Raw genomic sequence first — 21,752 nt, 5'->3', positions numbered from 1 at the left:
CCAATGTCGGACAGCAAGCGGATCATGGCCAACAAGGCCGAGTTGCTGGAGCTGGAAAAGGGATTCTGGACGGGCGACACTGCCTACTACGCTGCCAATGTCGACACCGAATGCCTTGTGGCATTTCCGCAGATGGCACAGGCCATGGACAATGCCGATCTGGCCAAGACCGCAGCCAAACCCAACCGCTGGCGCGACCTCGACATCGAACTCAAGGGAATAATCGAACCCGGCAGCGATATCGTCATGCTGACCTATGAAGCGCGTGCGACGCGCGAAAATGGCGAGCCCTATGCGGCGCTGGTCAGCACCGGCTACGTCCATCGCGTCAACGGCTGGAAGATGATGTTCCATGCACAGACGCCGATCGAGGCGCCGCCCAAGTAGGGCCTGATCCTACGGAAAAAAGATCGCTTCGCCTTTCAGCGCGTCTGCCAGCATCTTTTCATATTTGCCGCGCGGCACGTCGACCGCGCCGAAACGCTTGAGGTGCTCTGTCGTGAACTGCGTATCGAGCAGCGCGAAGCCGCGTGCCTTCAGGCGCTCGACGAGATGCACCAGGCAGGTCTTCGACGCGTCCGTCTCTTTGGAAAACATGCTTTCGCCGAAGAACACCCGCCCGAGCGAGACGCCATAGAGGCCGCCGACCATACGCCCCTCGCGCCAGGCCTCGACCGAGTGGCAATGACCCATGCGGTGCAGTTGCACATAGGCTTCGCGGATCGGCGCATTGATCCAGGTAGAGCGGCGCTCCTCGCGCTTTTCGGCGCAGCCATCGATCGTCGCCTCGAAATCGAAATCGAAACGGATTTCGAACAGGTGCCTGCGGATCGTCTTCTTCAGGCTTTTGGGTGTGTGAAAATCATCGAGCGGGATGATGCCGCGCGTCTCCGGCCGCACCCAGAAGACTTCTGGGTCACCAGCACTTTCGGCCATGGGGAAGACGCCCGAGGCGTATGCCTTGAGCAGAAGGTCGGTTGGGATGCGATAGCCTGGCGCGTAGGGACGGGTCATCGCGTCATTATAGCGGCAAGTTGAGGCTATTCGCCCTTGGCCAGATATTTTTCCAGCCAGTGGATGTCGTAGTCGCCATTGGCGATGTCGGCATTGCCGACGAGATCGCGAAACAGCGGCAACGTCGTCTTGATCCCGTCGACGACGAATTCGTCGAGTGCCCGCCGCAGCCGCATCATGCATTCGACGCGGTTGCGGCCATGCACGATCAGCTTGCCGATCAGGCTGTCATAGTAGGGTGGGATCTTGTAGCCCGAATAGACGCCGGAATCGACGCGGATGCCGAGGCCGCCTGGCGTGTGAAAATGCGTGATCGTGCCGGGCGAGGGGGTGAAAGTGCGGGGATCCTCGGCGTTGATACGGCATTCGATGGCGTGGCCGTTGAACTTGATGTCTTCCTGCTTGACCGAAAGGCCGCCGCCGGATGCGACGCGGATCTGCTCGTGGACCAGATCGATGCCGGTGATCGCCTCCGTCACCGGATGCTCGACCTGCAGGCGCGTATTCATCTCGATGAAATAGAACTCGCCGTTCTCGTACAGGAACTCGATGGTGCCGGCGCCCGAATAGCCGAGATCGGCGATCGCCTTGGCGCAGATATCGCCGATGCGGGACCGCTCCTCGGCGTTGAGCGCCGGCGAATTGGCCTCTTCCCAGACTTTCTGGTGGCGCCGCTGCAGCGAGCAGTCGCGCTCGCCGAAATGCACGCCGCCGCCGAAGCCGTCGCCAAACACCTGCACCTCGATGTGGCGCGGTTTCTCCAGGTATTTCTCGATGTAGACCGCGTCGTCGCCGAAGGCCGCGCCCGCTTCCGAGCGTGCCGTCTGCAGTGCGATTTCGAGGTCTGCCTCGGTATGCGCTACTTTCATGCCGCGTCCGCCGCCGCCGGCTGACGCCTTGATGATGACGGGATAGCCGATCTCGGCGGCGATGCGCCTGGCTTCCTTCTCCTCGGTCACCGCACCGTCGGAACCGGGCACAACCGGAATGCCGAGGCGTTTTGCCGTGCGCTTGGCCTCGATCTTGTCGCCCATGATGCGGATGTGGTCGCCGGACGGGCCGATGAAGGTGATGTTGTGCGCCGCCAAAATGTCGGCGAACTTGGCGTTCTCCGACAGGAAGCCATAGCCCGGATGCACGGCGTCGGCGCCGGTGATCTCACAGGCCGCGACGATCTGGTGGATGTTGAGATAGCTGTCGCGCGACGGCGGCGGACCGATGCACACGCTTTCGTCGGCGAGCCTGACATGCATGGCGTCAGCGTCGGCGGTCGAATGCACCACCACCGTCTGGATGCCAAGTTCCTTGCAGGCGCGCAGCACCCGGAGCGCGATTTCGCCGCGATTGGCGATGAGGATCTTCTGGAACATCAGGTCCGCTCTACTCGATCACGACGAGCGGCATGCCGTATTCCACCGGCGTCGCGTCCTCGAACAGGATCGCCGTCACCGTGCCCGCGCGCGGCGAGGGGATCTGGTTCATCGTCTTCATCGCCTCGATGATCAGCAGCGTCTGGCCTTCCTTGATCTTCTGGCCGACCTCGATGAACGGCTTTGCGTCCGGCGACGGCGCCAGATAGGCGGTGCCGACCATGGGCGAGGTCACCGCGTTTTTCGACACGTCGACCGCCGCCGGGGCGGCCGCGGGCTGGGTTGCCGTTGGTGCATAGGTGGGCTGCGGGGCCGCAATCGCGTGAACGGCGGGCGCCTGCCGCGACACCCGTACCTTCAGGTCGCCGAGTTCCACCTCGATCTCTGTCAGGTTGGTGTCGTTCAGTATGCCCGCCAGATCGCGGATCAGTTGCTGGTCAACACCGGTCTTCTTTATCGACATTTTCGAGCCTTCTGTTTGTTGGCCGGTCATAGGCGTGCGGCGAGCGCTTGCAGCGCCAGCGTGTAGCCGAGCGGCCCAAAGCCACAGATCATGCCGACAGCGACCGGCGCGACCATGGAGACGTGGCGGAACGGTTCCCGCGCGTGAATGTTGGAAAGGTGAACTTCGGCAACCGGCAATGGCGCGATCGAACGGATGGCGTCGTGGATTGCGATCGAGGTATGGCTATAGGCGCCTGGGTTGATGACGATGCCGGCGGCTTTGTCGCCGGCCTCCTGGATCCAGTCGACGAGATCGCCCTCATGGTTCGACTGACGGAAATCGATCTCGATCCCAAGCGACGCACCTGCCTGCTTGCAGTCGTCAGCGATGGCGGCAAGCGTCTTGCCGCCATAGATGCCCGGCTCGCGCTTGCCGAGTGCGTTGAGATTGGGACCGTTCAGGACAAAAACCGTTTTCAAAAAAACCGACCTTTTCCGGCGCCGGCATCAAGCCGGCGCGCTGGGCCTCTATACCGGGCATAGTCGCCCGCGGAAAGAGCGCAAGTGCGTTCTTTCACTGTCCACAACAGGCCGAAATGCGCCCGTGAAGAAAACCGCTTGCCGCTCAAAGCGCGGCTTTCGCCGCCTCGATCTTTTCGGCAAGCACTTCCTGCCCGAGCGCCCCGAACACGACCTCGTTGCCGACGACGTAGGACGGGGTTCCGGTGATCTGCAGTTTGTTGGCAAGATCGTAAGTTTTGGTGAAGGCCTCGGTGATCGATGGGTCCTTCATCTTCTCGTGCAATGTCGCCTCGTCGGCGCCGAGCGAAAGCGCGATCTTGATCGCGGTTGCCTCGGTGGCGCGCCCCTGGCCGCCGAGCAGCGCATTGTGGAACTCGCCGTATTTCTCCGGCATCATCAGGTGAAACGCCATCGAGACGACGCTCGCCTTCTGCGAATCCGGGCCGAGGATCGGGAATTCCTTGAGCACGAAACGCAGGTCCGGATCGGACTTGGTAAGCGCCCGCATGTCCTCGATGGCGCGTTTGCAGAAGCCGCAATTGTAGTCGTAGAACTCGACGATCGTGACCTTGCCGTTCGGGTTGCCGACGACGCCGTCGAAGGTGGAATTGAAGATCTGGTCCTTGGCGTTCTTGATGACGCCCAGTGCCGCGAGCCGCTGTTCCTCCTTCTGCTTGGCCTCGAGCGCGTCCTGCACTTCCAGCAGCACTTCCGGATTCTTCAGGAGATAGTCGCGGATGATTCCCTCGACCTCGGTGCGGTCGATTTTGGTATCGGCCGCCGTCTGGACAGGCTGAGCCGTCTGGACAGCCTGTGCCGTTCCGGCCTTCGCAACCTGCGGACTGCCGGCCACAAAACCGAAAGCCAGCATGGCAAGGGCGACCGCAACCCCCGTGGTGCCCAGCAGCAGTGCCTTTTTCATCGTTGTCGTTCCTTCTGCCTGTTTTCCGGTCTAGCTGTGTCGCAGCACGCGGCCGGAAGGTTCATGAGATTACTGGCTCTTGCCTGACGATTTGTAGTTTATGATGTCCTGGGCGCGTATCCAGCGCGGCTCGCCGCGCTTCATCTGCTGTTGCGCCCGCATGGCGAAGATCTTGGCATCCTTGTAGTTGCCGGAATAGAAATGGCCTTCGGCGGTGGCAAGCTCCGCGCCCGGTATGTCTCCCAGCTCCCCGTAAGCCTGCGCCAGATAACGATATCCGGTGGAGTTTTCCTTGTCGCGGCCCAGGCCATTGTTGATCTGCACGACAGCTTTCTTCAGCGAGTCTGGCGTGCCGACCGCCATCAGCGCCTGGCCAAGCGAGACAGGCAGCAGGCCGGACCGTGCCGGGTCGAGGCTGACCGCTTTGGAATAAGCGTCGGCAGCATCCGCGGGCTTGTTGGCTTTCATCAGAATATCGCCGAGCAGCTCCTGGAAGTAGGCATTCTTGGGCTGCGCCTTGATCAGGGCGTTGGTCTTGGTGAGCGCCGCGGCGATGTTGCCGTAGAGATAGGCCGACTGGGCATCGCCATACAGCGCCGCCATGCTGCCCCGCATCTTTTGCATCAGCCGCGTCGCGGCGGCCTGGCCTTCCATGTAGACGGCAATCTTCACCCGCATCATGTCGTGGCGCTGCTGCAGTGCCGGCGCGTCGATCTTGTCGACATTGGGGCTCTGTTTGACCAGCACCTCGAGGTTGGCGATGCGGTCCTGCGGCATCGGGTGGCTGATCCGGTAGGGATCGACCTGCGCGCCCGACAGCGACAGCGCGGTCTGGAAGCGGTGGAAGGTCTTCAGCATGCCCATGCCGGACTGGCCGGTGGCATTGAGATAGGTGATGGCCGAGCGGTCGGCCGTGATTTCCTCGGTGCGCTGGTAAGCGAGGATGCTGCGCTGCGCCATCTCGCCGCCGCCGGCCGCCACGCCCATGCCGGCGCCGGCAAGGCCGCGGCTGTTCGTGGTCGCACCGGCAACGATCGCGCCGGCACCGAGCAAGGTGGCGATGATGGCCATGGTCTTGGCGCGTTCGAGCTGGTCGCGCAGCTTCTGCTGGTGGCCGCCGGCGATATGCCCGGCTTCGTGTGCGATGACGCCGATGATTTCGTTCGGCGTCTCAGCCGTCATCAACGCGCCGGTGTTGATGAACAACCGGCGCCCGGTGACGAAGGCGTTGAAGCTGGAATCGTTGACCAGCACGATGTCGATGCCGTCATTCGCCAGCCCGGCGGCCCTGAAGATCGGCCGTGCATAATCGCGCACCAGGGCTTCGATCTCGGCGTCGCGGACCACTGGCACGCCTTGGGCGAAGGCGGTCTGCGAACCGGCAACCGCAACTGCGGCGGCAAGCGAAACCGTCGCGAAGACACGCGCTGCCCGGGCAATCGTCGATCTGGGTCGGCTCAACATAATGTGTCCACTGGTAGACGAGCGGGCGAAAGATGAAAAGTCGGCGCCTGAAAAACTTCCTCAACTTGTGATCCTCACATCAATCGGGCATTTGTGCGGCGCATGCGTCAGGACCTGGCGCGCTCAATCCTGGGGACAGGGGTAAAAATGGTCGTTTCGCTCTCCCATCGCGGCAATGTCGAGCCGTTCCACGCCATGGATGTGCTGGCCGAAGCGAACCGGCTGAGGGCTCAGGGCGTGCCGGTGATTTCCATGGCGGTCGGCCAGCCATCCGATCCAGCGCCCGTACGGGTTCGCGCCGCCGCCGCCAAGGCGCTGGAGGTTGGACGCATAGGCTATACCGACACCTTGGGTCTGGCCCCGCTGCGCAAGGCGATCGCCGGGCATTACGCGGATCATTATGGCCTCGATGTCGACCCCGGCCGGATCGCGGTGACCACCGGATCGTCGGCGGCCTTCAATCTCGCCTTCCTGGCGATGTTCGACCCGGGCGACCGGGTCGCCATCGCCGCGCCCGGCTACCCCGCCTATCGCAACATCATGGCAGCCCTTGGCATCGACGTGGTCGAAATCGAGCTCGGCGACGCGGCTTATCTGCATGCTAGCCATCTGGAAGCCGCGCATCGCGAGGCGCCGCTGAAGGGCGTGCTGTTTGCAAGTCCGGCCAATCCGACGGGCGCCGTCATCCCAGTCGACGAACTGGCGACGCTGGTCGCCACGGCGGAATCGCTCGGCATCGCCGTCATTTCCGATGAGATCTACCATCGGCTGGCCTATGGCGCCCCCGACACCACGGCACTCGCCTTCAGCGGCAGCGTGACGGTGATCAACTCCTTCTCGAAATACTACTGCATGACCGGCTGGCGCATCGGCTGGATGGTTTTGCCGGAAGAACTCGTGCGGCCGGTCGAGCGCATCGCCCAGAGCCTCTACATCTCGCCGCCGGAGCTGTCGCAGATTGCGGCGATCGAGGCTTTTGCCGCAACCGAGGAACTGGAGGCGGTGAAGGGACGCTATGCCTGGAATCGCGAGCTCTTGATGAAGCGTTTGCCGGAGCTGGGTTTTCCCCTGGCGGCGCCCATGGATGGCGCCTTCTATGCCTTTTGCGATGTCACCCGGCACAGCAATGACAGCATGGTCTTCGCCCGCAGGATGCTGGCCGAGGCGCATGTTGCAGCGACACCCGGCCGCGATTTCGACACCAGGGCGGGGCATCTCACGATGCGGTTTTCCTATGCTGGCAGCCACGACGACATGGTCGAGGCGATGGCGCGCATCGAACGCTGGTTGAGGTAGCGTCATGCCGGAAGTCGAACAGGCCCCCAAACTTGATCAAGCATTGGCGGAAGTCGCGGCGGAAATGGCGGAACGCACCGATCGCGGCGATGTGGCGACCTATATTCCCCAACTGGGCAAGGTCGACCCGAAGAAATTCGGCATCGCGGCCGTTACCAATGATGGCCGCACGCTCGTGGCCGGCGATGCCGACCAGGCGTTTTCGATCCAGAGCATCTCGAAGGTGTTCACGCTGACGCTGGCGCTCGGCAATGTCGGCGATGCGCTGTGGAAGCGGGTGGGGCGCGAGCCCTCCGGCAACCCGTTCAACTCGATTGTCCAGCTCGAGCATGAGAACGGCATTCCGCGCAATCCGTTCATCAATGCCGGTGCCATCGTCATTTCCGACATCCTGCTTGCCGGTCACCAGCCGCGCGAGGCGATCGGCGAGATACTGCGCTTCATCCAGTTCCTCGCCGACGACGAGACGATCATCATCGACCGCGAGGTCGCGGCTTCCGAACGTGCCACTGGCTACCGCAACTTCGCGCTCGCCAATTACATGAAATCCTTCGGCAATCTCCATCATGCACCGGAACTGGCGCTGGGCGTCTACTTCCACCATTGCGCCATTGCCATGAGCTGCCGGCAATTGGCAATGGCCGGCCGCTTCCTCGCCAATGGCGGCAAGAACCCGGCGACCGGGCATTCCGTGGTGTCGGCGGAGCGGGCGCGGCGCATCGGCGCCATGATGCTGACCTGCGGCCACTATGATGGCTCTGGCGATTTCGCTTTCCGCGTCGGCATCCCCGGCAAGAGCGGCGTTGGCGGCGGCATACTGGGCATCGTGCCGGGTGTCGCCTCGCTCGCCGTCTGGTCGCCCGGCCTCAACGCCAACGGCAATTCCAAGCTGGGTTCGATCGCGCTGGAAAAACTCGCCAGGATGATGAACTGGTCGATCTTCGCGCCTTAGAAACGTGACCTGCCGATAAGAAAAATCCCGCGCCGTTCATTTCGATCGGCGCGGGATTTTTTTGTCGAAGATTCAATTCAACGATTTGAAAAGCTTAGAAAAAGCCTTTCCGCTGCCACCAGCCGGCACGCTTCGGCTTTTCTTCGGTCTTGACTTCAGGCTCATCGGCGACGGTCGAGGAGACCACCGGTACGACAGGCGTATCAGCGGCTGCCGCCTTGCGGCGGGATGGCCGAGCCTTCGGCGTCTCCTCGGCGGCCGCTGCCTCGTCCGATGCCGTGGCTGGCGTTTCGGCGGGTGCCTGCACGGCCAGGTCCGCGGTCGGCTCATCGGCGACGGCTTCGGCGGCCGCCTTCTTCGGCTTGGCTGCGCGACGCGGTTTCTTGGGTTTCTCGGTGCTTGGCACCTCGTCGCTCACGGTAGCCGCGGGTTGTTCGACGGCGGTGGCAGCCACCGGCTCGATCGACACAGGCTCGCTTAGCGAAGCGTCCGCTTCGGCGGGCTCGGTCGTTTCGCCGGCTTCCGCCTCGGTCTCGCCTTCACCGTCTTCGCGACGGTTGCGCTTGCCGCCGCGCTTGCCGCGCCGACGCTTCTTGCCCTGGCCATCGTCGGGCGCTTCCGCCGTTTCGACGGTCCCGGTTGCGGCGACCGCAGCCTCGTCGTCTGCCTCGGCATCGCCATGGTCCGCAGCGCCTTCCGGCGCGGAGAAACCGTCATCGGACGTGGCGAGGGAAGCGCCGTCGGCCGGGGCGCCATGCTCGCGGTCGCGGTCCTTGCCGCCACGCCGCCTGCGGCGCTTGCGGCGTTTGCGATCGCGGCCTTCGCCGTCCTCGCCGGATTTGGGCTGCTGATGCTGCGGCTGTTGGGCGTGGCGCGGCTGTTCGGCCTGGGCCGGCGCCTCGTCCTCCTCCTCGGCGACGACGATCTCGTCCTCGGGCTCTTCCGGCTCGACATAGGCCGGCAGGCTGCGCACCTCGACGAAACCTTCCGGCTTTTCGGCCAGCGCGCCGCGGAAGATCGCGTAATGCTGGGCACCCACCGCATCGTCTGCCTCGATGGTGATCGTCAGGCCGAAGCGGCTTTCCAGTTCCACCAGCGTGCCGCGCTTGTGGTTGAGCACGTAGAGCGCGGTCGCGGCCGGCGTGCGCACCGTGATGTGGCTTCGCGAATCCTTGAGCAGGAACTCCTCGATCGCCCGTACCACCATCAGCGCCACCGACGAATCGGACCTGACATGGCCGGTGCCGCCGCAATGCGGGCACGGCTTCATGGTCGATTCCAGCACGCTGGCGCGGATGCGCTGACGCGACATCTCCATCAGGCCGAAATGCGAGATGCGGCCGACCTGGATGCGAGCACGATCGTTCTTGAGGTGATCCTTCAGCCGCTTCTCGACGGAGCGGTTGTTGCGGTTCTCCTCCATGTCGATGAAGTCGATGACGATCAGGCCGGCAAGGTCGCGCAGCCTGAGCTGGCGGGCGACTTCCTCGGCCGCTTCCAGATTGGTGTGGAGCGCGGTGTCCTCGATCGAGTGCTCCTTGGTGGAACGGCCCGAATTGACGTCGATGGCGACCAGCGCTTCGGTCTGGTTGATGATGATGTAGCCGCCGCTCTTCAGCGTCACTTGCGGCTGCAGCATGCGGTCGAGCTGCGCCTCGATGCCGTTGCGCACGAAGATCGGCGTCGTGTCGCGGAACGGCTGAACCACCTTGGCGTGGCTCGGCATCAGCATGCGCATGAAATCCTTGGCCTCGCGATAGCCCTCTTCGCCGGAGACGAGAATCTCGTCGATGTCCTTGTTGTAGAGGTCGCGCACCGAGCGCTTGATCAGGCTGCCTTCCTCATAGACAAGGGCAGGGGCCGTGGACTGGAGCGTGAGATTGCGCACGTTCTCCCACAGCCGCATCAGATATTCGTAGTCGCGCTTGATCTCGGCCTTGGTGCGGCTCTCGCCTGCGGTGCGCAGGATGACTCCCATGCCTTGCGGCACTTCGAGATCGGCGACGACCTCCTTGAGGCGCTTGCGGTCGACCGCGCTGGTGATCTTGCGCGAAATACCGCCGCCGCGCGCAGTGTTCGGCATCAGAACGGAATAGCGGCCGGCGAGCGACAGATAGGTGGTGAGCGCCGCGCCCTTGTTGCCGCGCTCTTCCTTGACGACCTGCACCAGCAGGATCTGCCGGCGCTTGATCACTTCCTGGATCTTGTACTGGCGGCGCACCGGCTTGCGGCGATTGCGCACTTCCTCGAGCGCGTCCTCGGCGCCGACCGATTCGATCTCATGATCGTCCGGATGGGAAGAGGATACTTCCTCCAGCATGCCGCGATCATTGTCGGTGGAGGTGGCTTCGCTGCCCTGTTCGGCATGCGGGATGGGCTCGGAAATCACATCGCCTTCGACGGAGGCGGCGATCGACTTGGGAGGGCCGTCGTTGGTCTCGCCTTTATCCTGTTCGGAAGAAACCTCGTCCTGTTCGGATGCGTCGGCGTATTCCGAGGCGTCGGATGCGTGTTCCGTGGTCCCGGAAATGTCGGCCATGTTCTCGGCGACAACATCCGGGCTATTGTCATCCGGGCCATTGTCGTTGTTTTCGTCTGCCTCGCCGGCGGCTTCGCTTGCCTCGCCGGATTCGGCCGTGCCGGCATCGCGCCTGTTTTCACCACGGTCGCGGGGCTTGCCGCCGCGCCGGCGACCGCGCCGTCCACGATCCCGGCTCTGGCGATCGTCGCCTTCGCCGTCCTCGTTCTCTTCGTCCTCGGCCTCCTGCGCTTCCGCGCGCAGCAGTGCCTGACGGTCGGCGACCGGAATCTGATAGTAATCGGGGTGTATTTCACTGAAGGCGAGAAAACCGTGACGGTTGCCGCCATATTCGACAAAAGCTGCCTGAAGGGAGGGTTCGACGCGCGTTACACGGGCGAGATAGATATTTCCTTTGAGCTGCTTCTTGTCCTGGGATTCAAAGTCGAATTCTTCGATACGGTTACCGCGTACGACGACTACGCGTGTTTCCTCCGGGTGGGATGCGTCTATCAGCATTTTGTTGGGCATTATTTCGTTTCCTCCCGGCAGCCGTCAGCCGCAGCTTGCAAGGCAAAGCCCGCTGCTGCGTTTCTGGTGTGTGGGTGCCGGATGTCTGAATGTCCGCCGGACGCTGCCTGCGTGTCATGGCGGTGCCGCCCGCAGCCATATTGGCGCGGTTTGATGCGGACCTTTCCATGATTGCGCTTGAAGCCATCGTCACCAGCAGAACCTTTTGAACCAAAGCCCGGAAACCGGACCAGCTTGTTTGCTCATACAGAGCCGGCGCGGGAACAAACCCGGCCGTTTTCCTCACGCAGGCGATTCCCCCGCCACGGGAGCACACCTGCGAAATTCGTCGCAATCACCTGAAGCCTTTTCGCGTGAAGCGAAAGGAGCCGCCTTTCATCTGACCCTGTAGCAGGAAGCTGCGGAGGAGGGCGGTTCCAGGATTGCAGTGATCCACCATCGCTTTTATGATTTGGCGGGTTGGAAGGCAACCCCGATTTCCGATGCCGGCAAAAAGCAGTTCCGTAGCGTAAGCCTGGCCCCGTCCTTGCGTGAAAAGGCTTGGTTAACCTTCTCTGGATACCAATCGTTAATCGAGCTCGCGGCCTAACCGGCATGTTGACGAAACGAACCGGCGCCTGGCGCCAAACCGGGAGCGACTGGGAGAAAGATGGGACTGGCGGACTTCACAGACAAGGGATGTCGTGTTGGCGGCCAGGTTCTCCGTGCCTTCTGTCTCCTGCTGCTGGTGGCGATTTCCCAAGTCTTTTCCCCTGTAGCCTTTTCCATGGTTGCCAATGCCGCCGACACTCCGCTCATGGCCAAGGGTTACAAAATGGCCGGCGATGCCACCAAGATGCGCATCGTCATGGATTTCGATCGCGAGCCTGACATCAAATGGTTCCTGCTGCGCGGACCCAATCGCCTTGTCATCGATCTTGCGAACACCCGATTTGCCATCGATGCCAAGGATCTGAAGCCGCGTGGCCTGGTCAAGGGCGTGCGGCTCGGCGAGCTCGGCGAGGGCGTCTCGCGACTGATCCTCACCGGCAAGGGGCCGTTCGCCGTCGACAAGCTCGATGTGCTCAAGGACGAGGACGGAACCGGCTACCGCCTTGCCGTCGACATGTCGGCGGCCTCCGAACGTGAGTTCGACGCCGCTCTTGCCAATCAGGCGCTGACCACCGGTTCCACGGTTTCGACCGACAAGGGCGGCCGGGTCGGAACCGGACCTGTCTCCAATCCGGGCCACCGATTCACCATCGTCATCGACCCCGGCCACGGCGGCATAGACGGCGGTGCCGAAGGTTTGAACGGCACCATCGAGAAGAACGTCACGCTGGCCTTTGCCACGGAGCTGCGCGACAAACTCGCGGCCGCCGGCAGATACGATGTCTTCATGACCCGAGATACCGACGAATATCTGCGCCTCGACGACCGCGTCCGCATCGCCCGCCAGCATGAAGCCGATCTGCTGATTTCGATTCATGCCGACACGATCAGCGTCAAGGGAATCCGCGGCGCCACCGTCTATACCGTTTCCGACAAGGCCTCCGATCCGGAAGCGCAGGCGCTGGCCGACCGTGAAAACCTGTCCGACCAGTTCGCCGGCATGGTCATCAAGAACGACAGCAAGGAAGTGACCGACATCCTGATCGACCTGATCCGGCGCGAGACGCACACCTTCTCGATGAGTTTTGCCCACACATTGGTCGGTCAGCTGTCGACCAGCGTCGGTCTTATCAACAATCCGCAGCGTTCGGCCGGGTTCAAGGTGCTGAAGGCCCCCGACGTGCCGTCCGTGCTGGTCGAGCTCGGCTATCTCTCCAATGCCAAGGACGAGGCGCAACTGCTTGACGCCGAGTGGCGCGGCAAGGCAGCGCAAAGCATCACCAATGCCGTGGCATTGTTCGCTTCCGCGCGTGCCGGGGCTGGAACCGGAGGTTGACAATGCCCGGCGGCGCCTGCAACCAGAGGCGGCGTTGCGCGATGACAACACCCTGCGCTTTTATTTCGGGCTTGCGGCTGCGAAATCAGGCCTTGCCGTATTTTGTCCACATGGTGGCGACATGGGTTTTCGATTACGGGTTGGGACCGGCTCGAAAGCTTGCGTGAAAGGCGGCTTCGTTTAGGAAATTCCCGAACCAAGGACTGGAGCGGGTATGATTCGTCTCATTGGCTATTTCTTCGGCATAGGCACGACGCTGGCCCTCCTGGCCGCGGCGGGCGTTGCCCTCTACATCGGCCATGTAGCGAAGGATCTGCCTGACTACGAAGTGCTTGCAAAGTACGAGCCTCCGGTGACCACCCGCATCCATGCCTCGGATGGCGCGCTGATGGCCGAGTACGCGCGGGAACGGCGCCTGTATTTGCCGATCCAGGCTATCCCGGATCGCGTCAAGGCTGCCTTCCTGTCGGCTGAGGACAAGAACTTCTACAGCCACCCCGGTGTCGATATAACGGGATTGGGCAGAGCGGTTATCACTTACGTTTCGGGTGGCCCCATGCAGGGCGGCTCGACGATCACCCAGCAGGTTGCCAAGAACTTCCTGCTCACCAACGAGCGTTCCCTGGAACGCAAGGTCAAGGAGGCCATCCTCTCGTTCCGCATCGAACAGGCCTATTCCAAGGATCGAATCCTCGAGCTCTATCTCAACGAGATTTTCTTTGGCTTCAACGCCTATGGCGTTGCCGGTGCGGCACTGACCTACTTCGATAAATCGGTGAACGAGCTGACCGTGGCCGAGGCCGCCTATCTGGCATCGCTCCCGAAAGGTCCGGCCAACTACAATCCCTTCAAGCACGCCGACCGGGCAATTGAACGGCGAAACTGGGTCATCGGCCAGATGGTCGAGAACGGTTACGTGACGCCTGAAGAGGGCGCAAAGGCGAAGGCCGAGCCGCTTGGCGTTGCTCCGCGCCGCAGCGGCTCCTACCTTTTCGCCGGCGAGTATTTCACGGAAGAGGTCCGTCGGCAGATCATCGCCCGCTATGGCGAGAACGCGCTCTATGAGGGCGGGCTGTCGATTCGCACCACCCTTGACCCGAAGGTCCAGCTCATCGCCCGCAAGGCGATGCAGAATGGATTGATGAAATACGATACTTTGCGTGGCTATCGCGGGCCGTTGAAGACGATCGACGTCTCCGGCGATTGGGGTGTGCCGTTGGGCGCAGTCAAGGGGCTGGAAGACGTTCCCGAGTGGTCGCTGGCCGTCGTGCTCGACAGTTCGGCGTCCGGGCTGTCGATCGGCCTGCAGCCCGCACGCCAGGCGTCGGGCGATATCGTGAAGGAACGCGTCGAAGGCACCGTCAGCAAGGAAGACATGGGCTTTGCCATGCGCCATGTGGTCGATGGCAAGACGGTCAAGGCCAAGTCGCCGACCGACGTGCTGAAGCCGGGCGATGTCATCTTCGTCCAGAAGAACGACGGCTCCGACAATGCCTACAGCTTGCGCCAGGTTCCCGAGGTGGAAGGCGGACTGATCGCGATGGATCCGCACACCGGCCGCGTGCTGGCCATGGTCGGCGGCTTCTCCTATTCGCAGTCCGAATTCAACCGCGCCACCCAGGCAATGCGCCAGCCGGGTTCGTCATTCAAGCCCATCGTCTATTCGGCCGCGCTCGACAATGGCTATACCCCGGCCTCGGTGATCATGGACGGACCGATCACCATCCAGAGCGGCAACACCACCTGGACGCCGAAGAACTATGACGGCACCGTCGCCGGGCCGGCAACGCTCCGCTCCGGCATCGAGAAGTCGCGCAACCTGATGACGGTGCGGCTTGCCAACGACATGGGCATGAAGCTGGTCGTCGAATATGCCGAGCGCTTCGGCGTCTATGATCATCTGGCGCCATATTTGCCGATGGCGCTGGGTTCGGGCGAGACGACCGTCATGCGCATGGTTTCGGCCTATTCGATCATGGCCAATGGCGGCAAGTCGATCAAGCCGTCGCTGATCGATCGTATCCAGGACCGCTACGGCAAGACCGTGTTCAAGCAGGACGAGCGTGGCTGCGAAGGCTGCAACGCTCCTGAATGGAAAAACCAGCCCGAGCCGGAACTGGTCGACAATTCCGAGCAGGTGCTCGATCCGATGACCGCCTACCAGATCACCTCGATGATGGAAGGCGTCGTCCAGCGCGGCACCGGCGCCACAATCGGGGAACTTGGCCGCCACATCGCCGGCAAGACCGGCACCACCAACGACGAGAAGGACGCATGGTTCATCGGCTATACGCCGAATCTCGTGGTTGGGCTCTATATGGGCTACGACACGCCGCGCGGCCTCGGCCACGGCGCCACCGGCGGCGGTCTTGCCGCCCCGATCTTCAAGGACTTCATGCGTGTGGCGCTGGACGGCACGCCCAATGTCGACTTCAAGGTGCCTGACGGCATGAACCTGATCGCCATCAACCGCAAGACCGGCATGCGCTCCTCCTCGGGCGATGCGGGCACCATCATCGAGGCTTTCAAGCCGGGCACCGGCCCCGCCGACAGCTACTGGGTGATCGGCATGGGTGCCGATGGCTCCAACGCCTCGGGCGGCGCGCTGTCGCCGCAGGCCAACCAGGCCATCCAGGACGGCGGCGGCGGCCTTTACTGACGAATTCACGCGTCCAGTTGGGCCTGCCTCCGGCTGGCCCATTTCGCTTTACACATGGCGGCACCATCCCTATGTATCGCGCCGACCGAAGCGTCATTTCAGCAACAGGACAAAACATCAGGCCATGCGCGCGGAAACGCAGAATATCGTCGACGAGATCAGGCAGGCGATAACCCTGCTGAGGAGGCATCTTTGACTGGGATCAGGCCATAAAGCGGCTTGAATACCTGAACGTGCGGGCCGAGGACGCCAGTCTCTGGAACGAACCGCTGGAAGCGCAGAAGCTGATGCGCGAGCGCCAGGGCCTCGAGGAAGGTATCGCGGCGGTCAAGGGCCTGACCCAGGCGCTGGAAGACAATATCGGTCTCATCGAGCTCGGCGAGGAAGAGGGCGACGAAGGCGTCGTCGCCGAAGCCGAAGCCGCGATCCGTTCGATGCAGGGCGAGGCCAAGGCCCGACAGGTGGAAACGCTGCTCTCGGGCGAAGCGGACGCCAACGACACCTATCTCGAAATCCATGCCGGCGCCGGCGGCACCGAGAGCCAGGATTGGGCCTCGATGCTGTTGCGCATGTACACGCGCTGGGCCGAGCGCCGCCGCTTCAAGGTCGAGGTGCTGGAAGTGCATGACGGCGAAGAGGCGGGCATCAAGTCCGCGACCTTGCTGATCAAGGGCCACAATGCCTATGGCTGGATGAAGACCGAATCCGGCGTCCACCGCCTGGTGCGCATCTCACCCTATGACAGCAATGCGCGCCGTCATACGTCCTTCTCCAGCGTCTGGGTCTATCCTGTCGTCGACGACAGGATAGAGATCGACGTCTCTGAATCCGACGTGCGCATCGACACCTATCGTTCATCGGGTTCGGGCGGCCAGCACGTCAACACCACCGATTCGGCTGTGCGCATCACCCATATCGCCACCGGCATCGCGGTCGCCTGTCAGGCAGAACGCTCGCAGCACAAGAACAAGGCCAAGGCCTGGGAAATGCTGCGCTCGCGCCTCTACGAGGAAGAGCTGAAGAAGCGCGAAGCGGTGGCCAATGCCACCGAGGCATCGAAGAGCGACATCGGCTGGGGTCACCAGATACGTTCCTACGTGTTGCAGCCCTATCAGCTGGTCAAGGATCTGCGCACCGGTGTCGAAAGCACCAGCCCCTCGAGCGTGCTCGACGGCGACCTCGACGACTTCATGGAAGCTTCGCTCTCGCAACGCATCGAGGGTGGCGCGGGCGAAGCGGTGGCGGATCTGGATTAGGCTGCTTGCGCGGGCAATGATCGCGAGCCGGTCGCAAAAGCGGACGTATTGTCGTGCGGCGCCCGGTGTTGGTCTCAAGTGTTCGCCGGTGCGGCGCGACAAGTTCGCGGTGATTGCAGGGGTACCGACTCGGCATATCGCTCTGGTGCGGGAAGGGGCTTTTCTTCCTCCCAAAGCGGGCGCGGCGCATGTTCGCCGTTCGGCCGGCTGCTCATACCTCCGTCGGCTGCAGGGTGGCTGATTCTCCTTTGCGGACGATCGTCGGCACTATCACCGGCAATCAAGAGCATGTGATTGGATTTGAGCGGCTGGAACCACTCCGGGCCAATCCCGTTGTTTGCATGCCCCGCCTGCCGGGAACTTACCTGGCTTGAATCTCGTCAGCGGTAGCAGTGTGTTATGGCGTGCGCCCATATCTGGGCGCAGCGGCTTCTTGCGCCGACCAAGGAATCAGCCCAGCATCCAAATGCTGGGAGACAAAAAGCATTTATGGCCGGACGCGGCATATCTGCGACTGATGATCCGGCCACTGGGAAGACACGTTCCGGGAACGGGCAGGCGAAATGCTTGACGCTCGAAAGGAACGTCCCATGTCTGCTGCCACGCCCAGATCGGCCCGAGCCGTTCAACCGGTCGGCCGACTTATTTTTTCTCTGTTTGCCGTCGCGATGTTCGCGCCTGCGGCCTTTGCTCATGATGCCAAGCCCACGGCAGCAAAGCCGCAGGGTTGGAGCTATCCGTTCGCCTGCTGCGCCAACTATGACTGTCGTGCCACGCACACCGGCGAAGTGCTGGAAAAGCCCGAAGGCTACGTGATTGCCGGTACCGGCGAAGTCGTTCCGATGACGGACAAGCGCGTCAAGGACAGCCCTGACGGCGAATTTCACTGGTGCGCGCATCAGGCCGGTCTCGATGCCGGCAAGACTATATGCCTGTTCGTGCCGCCGCGCTCATTTTGAGACGCGCCGACAGTTGAAGTGCATTGGCGCAAAGGCTGCTGACGGCCAGTTGTCAGGATCGCTTCTTTATGGTGCCTTGCCGCTTGGGCGGCGGACAATGGAGAGGTGATATTCATGGCCATTAAGGGAAGCTGCCACTGCAAGGCGACGATGTTCGAGGTGTCGGAAGCGCCGCAGACGGTGACGCAATGCACCTGTTCGTTCTGCTCGAAACGCGGCTCGCTTTGGGCCTACTATACCCCATCGCAGTTCAAGCTCGTCACGCCGCTGAAGAATGTTTCCTTTTATCAGTGGGGCTCAAAAACCGTAAAGCATGGTTTTTGCGCAACCTGCGGCTGCGGCACCTTCACCGAAACGCCGGACTGGTCGACCGGCGAGCCGGATTTCGACAATCCGAAGATCAGCGTGAACGCGCGGCTGTTCGATGATTTCGATCTCGATAAGGTCGAAGTGGTGGTCATTGACGGCAAGAATCTCTGGTAGCCACACCGGGCGGCCAACTGGATAATCGGCAGGCGCTTTTCCCGTTCCGTTTTTCGCCGCATTTCATGCTACAAGTCGCGGCAAGGGCTGATTTGGCGCCATCGTAAGGCGTGACTTGGAGAGGGACCATCCTATGAAGAAGACCGTGCTCGTCGTTATGGCGACGGCTCTGCTCGTGACCGCGTGCACCACCACCGATCCGTATACGGGCGACCAGAAGATTTCGAACACGGCGGCGGGCGCGGGCCTTGGCGCTCTGGCCGGTGCCAGCCTTGGTCTGCTTGCCGGCGGCAATGATCGTCGCAATGCGCTGATCGGCGCCGGCATCGGCGCGCTGGCCGGCGGCGCCATTGGCGCCACTATGGACCAGAACGAGGCGGAACTGCGCCGGCAGCTCGAGGGCACCGGCGTCAGCGTCACCCGCAGCGGCGACCAGATCATCCTCAACATGCCGTCCGACATCACCTTCAACACCGACCAGGACGCGGTGAAGCCCGGCTTCTACCAGGTGCTGAATTCGGTGGCGCTGGTGCTGAAGAAGTTCAAGCAGACCACGGTCGACGTTTTCGGCCACACCGATTCGACCGGTGGCGACCAGCACAATTTCGACCTGTCGCAGCGCCGTGCCCTGGCGGTCGCCAATTATCTGTCCGGCCAGGGCGTTGACCAGCGCCGCTTCGCCGTCACCGGATTTGGCAAGACGAGGCCCGTCGCCTCCAACGCCACGGCCGAGGGCCGGGCCCAGAACCGACGCGTCGAGATTCAGCTTTCGCCGCTCACCTGAGCAGGGCCGTGTTTGTCACGCTAAACGGCCCCCAATGGGGGCCGTTTTCATCCAGGCGTATACTGGCGGTGCCAGTTTCGTGACAGCAGTCAAATAAAATTAGCAATATCTAATAAGTTCTTTTCCGCAGCCGTGGAAAGGATTAGCATTGCCGCGTTCCAAAGGGGATGGGGCGGTTTAATCGGCCGCGCAATCAACGACTTTGCCGCCGCCTCGGTCTTGCACGGCCAGATCATGAAATCTGGGAGGAATGCATGACAAGAACAGCCAGCCTTGGGCGCTGCGGCGTCCTCGCTTTGACAGGTATTGTAGGTGCATGGTTGGGCCTCGCCACGGCTCATGCCGAGGACGCCAACAAGGCCGACATGGACGCGTTGAAAAAATCGCTCGTCAAATATCAGGACTACACCGCCGCCGTCCGCGATCTCTATCTCTCGACGGTCGGCTGCGTCTACTACAGCGGAGAAAAGATACCCGGCTCCATGGACTATCCGAAAGGCGCCATGGGCATCCATTTCGTCAATGTTCCAAGCGTCGGCCAGAAACTCGACCCGATGAAGCCAAACGTCCTGATCTACGAGCCGACTAAGAAAGGCCTGAAGTTGGTCGGCGTGGAATGGCTGGTGCCGCTAACCCCGGACATCAAGGCGCCGCCGAAGCTGTTCGGTCAAACCTTCATGGGCCCGATGGAGGGACACTATCCGCTCATCCCGAAGGAGTTCGTCCACTACGATCTTCACGCCTGGCTCGATGACAATCCGAACGGCATGTTCAGTCCGACGAACCCAAGGGTGAAATGCAACAAGGCCGAGTTTCCGATGCTGGAAAAACCGACCAAGATGATGCCCGGGCCGATGTGAACTGGAGCGGACCAGCGTTCGCCTTAATCGCGCCACCTGTTTGTTTCCACGCAATTCGCGACGGAAGAGCGCTACGCGGCTTTTCCTCGAATTGCTGTCGGCTGCAGGGCAAAAAAGAAGGCAAGCCGGCCCTAGGCGGCTTGCTCGCTGGAATCAGACCTTGGCGACGATGCGCATGAAGGCCGGCATGTCGTCGCCGAAGCCGACTGTGGCGTCGTTGTCTTCCTGATGGTGGCGGGCAGGGCGGTTGTTGCTGCGCTGCGGCCTGGTGTCGCCGCGCTCAGGGGCGCGCGGCTCATTGCGGTCGGACGATTTGCGCTCGGTGTTTTCCGAGCGGATTGCATCCTTGCGGGCGCGCCGTTCGACAATATCGGCCGTCTCGGCCACATCGGGCTGCTCCTGCGGCTGAGCAACCACGGCCGAGGCATCTTCATCGCTGTGTCTGCCGCGACGCTCGCCGCCCTTCTTGCGCCCGCCCCTGTCGTTGCGGTCCTCGTCCTTGCGGCCGGCGCGGCGCGGAGCGCCTTTGCCGCGGCGCGGAGCATCGTCCTCGCCTTCGCTGGCAACCACCGTCGACAGGTCGCCGTCATGCCACTCGATCTTGGTCCCGATCAGCCGTTCGATGGCGTCGATATATTTGGTGTCGGACTTGGTCGCGATGGTGAAGGACTTGCCGGAGCGTCCGGCACGGCCGGTGCGGCCGATGCGGTGGACATAGTCCTCGGCATGGATCGGCACGTCGTAGTTGAAGACATGGCTGACATCGGGAATGTCGAGGCCGCGCGCGGCGACATCCGAGGCGACGAGATAGCGCAGCTTGCCGTCACGGAAATTGGCCAGCATCTGCATGCGCGCGCGCTGGTCCATGTCGCCATGCAGCGCACCGGCATCGAAATCATATTTCAGCAGCGAGCGGAACAGCTCCGAAACCTCGATCTTGCGGTTGCAGAAGATGATCGCGTTCTTCAGCTCCGCATCCTCGGCCTTGATCAGGTTGCGCAGCGTTTCACGCTTGTCCCAAGGCTTCGAGCCCGATTTGACCAACCGCTGAATGATGTTGGTGGCCGCCGAAGCAGCCTTGGAGACCTCGACACGCACCGGCGCATGCAGGAATTTTTCCGTCAGCTTGGTGATCTCTGGCGGCATGGTCGCCGAGAAGAACAGCGTCTGCCGGGTGAACGGGATCATCTCGCAGATACGCTCGATATCGGGAATGAAACCCATGTCGAGCATACGGTCCGCCTCGTCGATGACGAGGATCTCGACGCCGTTGAGCAGCAGCTTGCCGCGCTCGCGATGGTCGAGAAGACGGCCAGGCGTAGCGATCAGCACATCGGCGCCGCGCTCCAGCTTTTTGTCCTGTTCGTCGAACGACACCCCGCCGATCAGCAGCGCGATGTTGAGCTTGTGGTTCTTGCCGTATTTGACGAAGTTTTCCTCGACCTGCGCGGCAAGCTCACGCGTCGGCTCCAGGATCAGCGTGCGCGGCATGCGGGCGCGGGCACGGCCCTTTTCCAGCCGGGTCAGCATCGGCAGCACGAAGGACGCGGTCTTGCCGGTGCCGGTCTGGGCAATGCCCAGCACGTCCTTGCCGAGCAAGGCGTGCGGGATCGCACCAGCCTGGATCGGCGTCGGCTGGAGATAGCCGGCATCGGTGACTGCGGAAAGCACCTTCGGCGACAGGCCGAGGTCTGAAAAGGTCAACGCTTCTTGAGCGATCGTCGTGTCTGAGGACAAGTGTTGCTGTCTTTGGCTGGTTCGGGGAAGCGCAACGTCATTCGTCGCGGCAAG

At 62.3% G+C, this 21,752-nt stretch carries 18 protein-coding genes; 10 read left to right on the top strand and 8 right to left on the bottom strand.

Annotated elements, in window-relative coordinates; translation table 11 throughout:
• Positions 1–3 precede the first annotated feature (3 nt).
• Positions 4–387 (top strand): hypothetical protein, encoded by a 384-nt coding sequence (locus FJ543_RS05235; protein ID WP_015318041.1) that lies wholly within the window; start codon positions 4–6, stop codon positions 385–387.
• Between the two features lie 9 nt (positions 388–396).
• Here the strand turns inward: FJ543_RS05235 and aat are convergent, their stop codons facing one another.
• From aat to FJ543_RS05205, 6 genes are all read right to left on the bottom strand, one after another.
• On the bottom strand, positions 397–1,014 hold the full coding sequence (gene aat / locus FJ543_RS05230; RefSeq protein WP_140874042.1) for a leucyl/phenylalanyl-tRNA--protein transferase: 618 nt from the start codon (positions 1,012–1,014) through the stop codon (positions 397–399).
• A gap of 26 nt (positions 1,015–1,040) precedes the next feature.
• The gene (gene accC, locus FJ543_RS05225; protein WP_140874041.1) at positions 1,041–2,384 is read right to left on the bottom strand and encodes an acetyl-CoA carboxylase biotin carboxylase subunit; all 1,344 of its coding nucleotides are present in this window, start codon (positions 2,382–2,384) and stop codon (positions 1,041–1,043) included.
• A 10-nt stretch (positions 2,385–2,394) separates the two neighbouring features.
• Positions 2,395–2,847, bottom strand: a complete 453-nt coding sequence (accB, locus tag FJ543_RS05220) for an acetyl-CoA carboxylase biotin carboxyl carrier protein (RefSeq protein ID WP_015318038.1) — start codon at positions 2,845–2,847, stop codon at positions 2,395–2,397.
• Positions 2,848–2,873: 26 nt separating this feature from the next.
• Entirely contained in the window at positions 2,874–3,308 is a 435-nt protein-coding gene (aroQ, locus tag FJ543_RS05215; protein ID WP_015318037.1) for a type II 3-dehydroquinate dehydratase, read from the bottom strand.
• 145 nt (positions 3,309–3,453) lie between these two features.
• Entirely contained in the window at positions 3,454–4,272 is an 819-nt protein-coding gene (locus FJ543_RS05210) for a DsbA family protein (protein WP_140792535.1), read from the bottom strand.
• Between the two features lie 69 nt (positions 4,273–4,341).
• Entirely contained in the window at positions 4,342–5,736 is a 1,395-nt protein-coding gene (locus FJ543_RS05205) for a M48 family metalloprotease (RefSeq protein WP_015318035.1), read from the bottom strand.
• A gap of 147 nt (positions 5,737–5,883) precedes the next feature.
• Between FJ543_RS05205 and FJ543_RS05200 the strand changes: the two genes are divergently transcribed.
• The gene (locus FJ543_RS05200; protein ID WP_140874039.1) at positions 5,884–7,032 is read left to right on the top strand and encodes an aminotransferase class I/II-fold pyridoxal phosphate-dependent enzyme; all 1,149 of its coding nucleotides are present in this window, start codon (positions 5,884–5,886) and stop codon (positions 7,030–7,032) included.
• Positions 7,033–7,036: 4 nt separating this feature from the next.
• On the top strand, positions 7,037–7,984 hold the full coding sequence (locus FJ543_RS05195) for a glutaminase (protein ID WP_015318033.1): 948 nt from the start codon (positions 7,037–7,039) through the stop codon (positions 7,982–7,984).
• A gap of 94 nt (positions 7,985–8,078) precedes the next feature.
• Here FJ543_RS05195 and FJ543_RS05190 read toward each other — a convergent pair whose 3' ends face one another.
• A complete protein-coding gene (locus FJ543_RS05190) occupies positions 8,079–11,033 on the bottom strand; it encodes a ribonuclease E/G (protein WP_140874037.1) in 2,955 nt (984 codons plus the stop codon).
• A gap of 649 nt (positions 11,034–11,682) precedes the next feature.
• On the opposite strand from FJ543_RS05190, the gene FJ543_RS05185 reads away from it, so the two are divergent.
• The 7 genes from FJ543_RS05185 to FJ543_RS05155 all read left to right on the top strand — a co-directional run bounded on the left by FJ543_RS05185 (position 11,683) and on the right by FJ543_RS05155 (position 19,961).
• Positions 11,683–12,960, top strand: coding sequence for an N-acetylmuramoyl-L-alanine amidase (locus tag FJ543_RS05185; RefSeq protein ID WP_140874035.1), 1,278 nt, complete (start codon positions 11,683–11,685; stop codon positions 12,958–12,960).
• A gap of 214 nt (positions 12,961–13,174) precedes the next feature.
• Entirely contained in the window at positions 13,175–15,619 is a 2,445-nt protein-coding gene (locus tag FJ543_RS05180) for a penicillin-binding protein 1A (protein ID WP_140874034.1), read from the top strand.
• A gap of 124 nt (positions 15,620–15,743) precedes the next feature.
• Positions 15,744–16,875, top strand: a protein-coding gene (gene prfB / locus FJ543_RS05175; RefSeq protein WP_015318029.1) for a peptide chain release factor 2 whose coding sequence is annotated in 2 segments (ribosomal slippage) — positions 15,744–15,809 and positions 15,811–16,875 — 1,131 coding nt in all. Because the reading frame shifts where the segments join, the coding sequence is not laid out codon by codon here.
• Between the two features lie 590 nt (positions 16,876–17,465).
• The gene (locus FJ543_RS05170; protein WP_140874032.1) at positions 17,466–17,834 is read left to right on the top strand and encodes a hypothetical protein; all 369 of its coding nucleotides are present in this window, start codon (positions 17,466–17,468) and stop codon (positions 17,832–17,834) included.
• Positions 17,835–17,948: 114 nt separating this feature from the next.
• Positions 17,949–18,317 carry a GFA family protein gene (locus FJ543_RS05165; RefSeq protein WP_015318026.1) on the top strand — a complete coding sequence of 123 codons (369 nt, stop codon included), beginning with the start codon at positions 17,949–17,951 and terminating at the stop codon, positions 18,315–18,317.
• Between the two features lie 133 nt (positions 18,318–18,450).
• Positions 18,451–19,101 carry an OmpA family protein gene (locus FJ543_RS05160; protein WP_015318025.1) on the top strand — a complete coding sequence of 217 codons (651 nt, stop codon included), beginning with the start codon at positions 18,451–18,453 and terminating at the stop codon, positions 19,099–19,101.
• Positions 19,102–19,355: 254 nt separating this feature from the next.
• Positions 19,356–19,961: a hypothetical protein gene (locus tag FJ543_RS05155; RefSeq protein WP_140874030.1), complete on the top strand. Its 606-nt coding sequence runs from the start codon at positions 19,356–19,358 to the stop codon at positions 19,959–19,961.
• 153 nt (positions 19,962–20,114) lie between these two features.
• Here FJ543_RS05155 and FJ543_RS05150 read toward each other — a convergent pair whose 3' ends face one another.
• On the bottom strand, positions 20,115–21,698 hold the full coding sequence (locus FJ543_RS05150) for a DEAD/DEAH box helicase (protein ID WP_181173906.1): 1,584 nt from the start codon (positions 21,696–21,698) through the stop codon (positions 20,115–20,117).
• Between the last annotated feature and the right edge of the window lie 54 nt (positions 21,699–21,752).

The organism is Mesorhizobium sp. B2-5-7, from assembly GCF_006440875.1.
Classification (GTDB): Bacteria; Pseudomonadota; Alphaproteobacteria; order Rhizobiales; family Rhizobiaceae; genus Mesorhizobium; species Mesorhizobium australicum.
The sequence above is the reverse complement of the archived record's forward strand: the minus strand, read 5'-3'. Positions and strand labels throughout refer to the sequence as shown.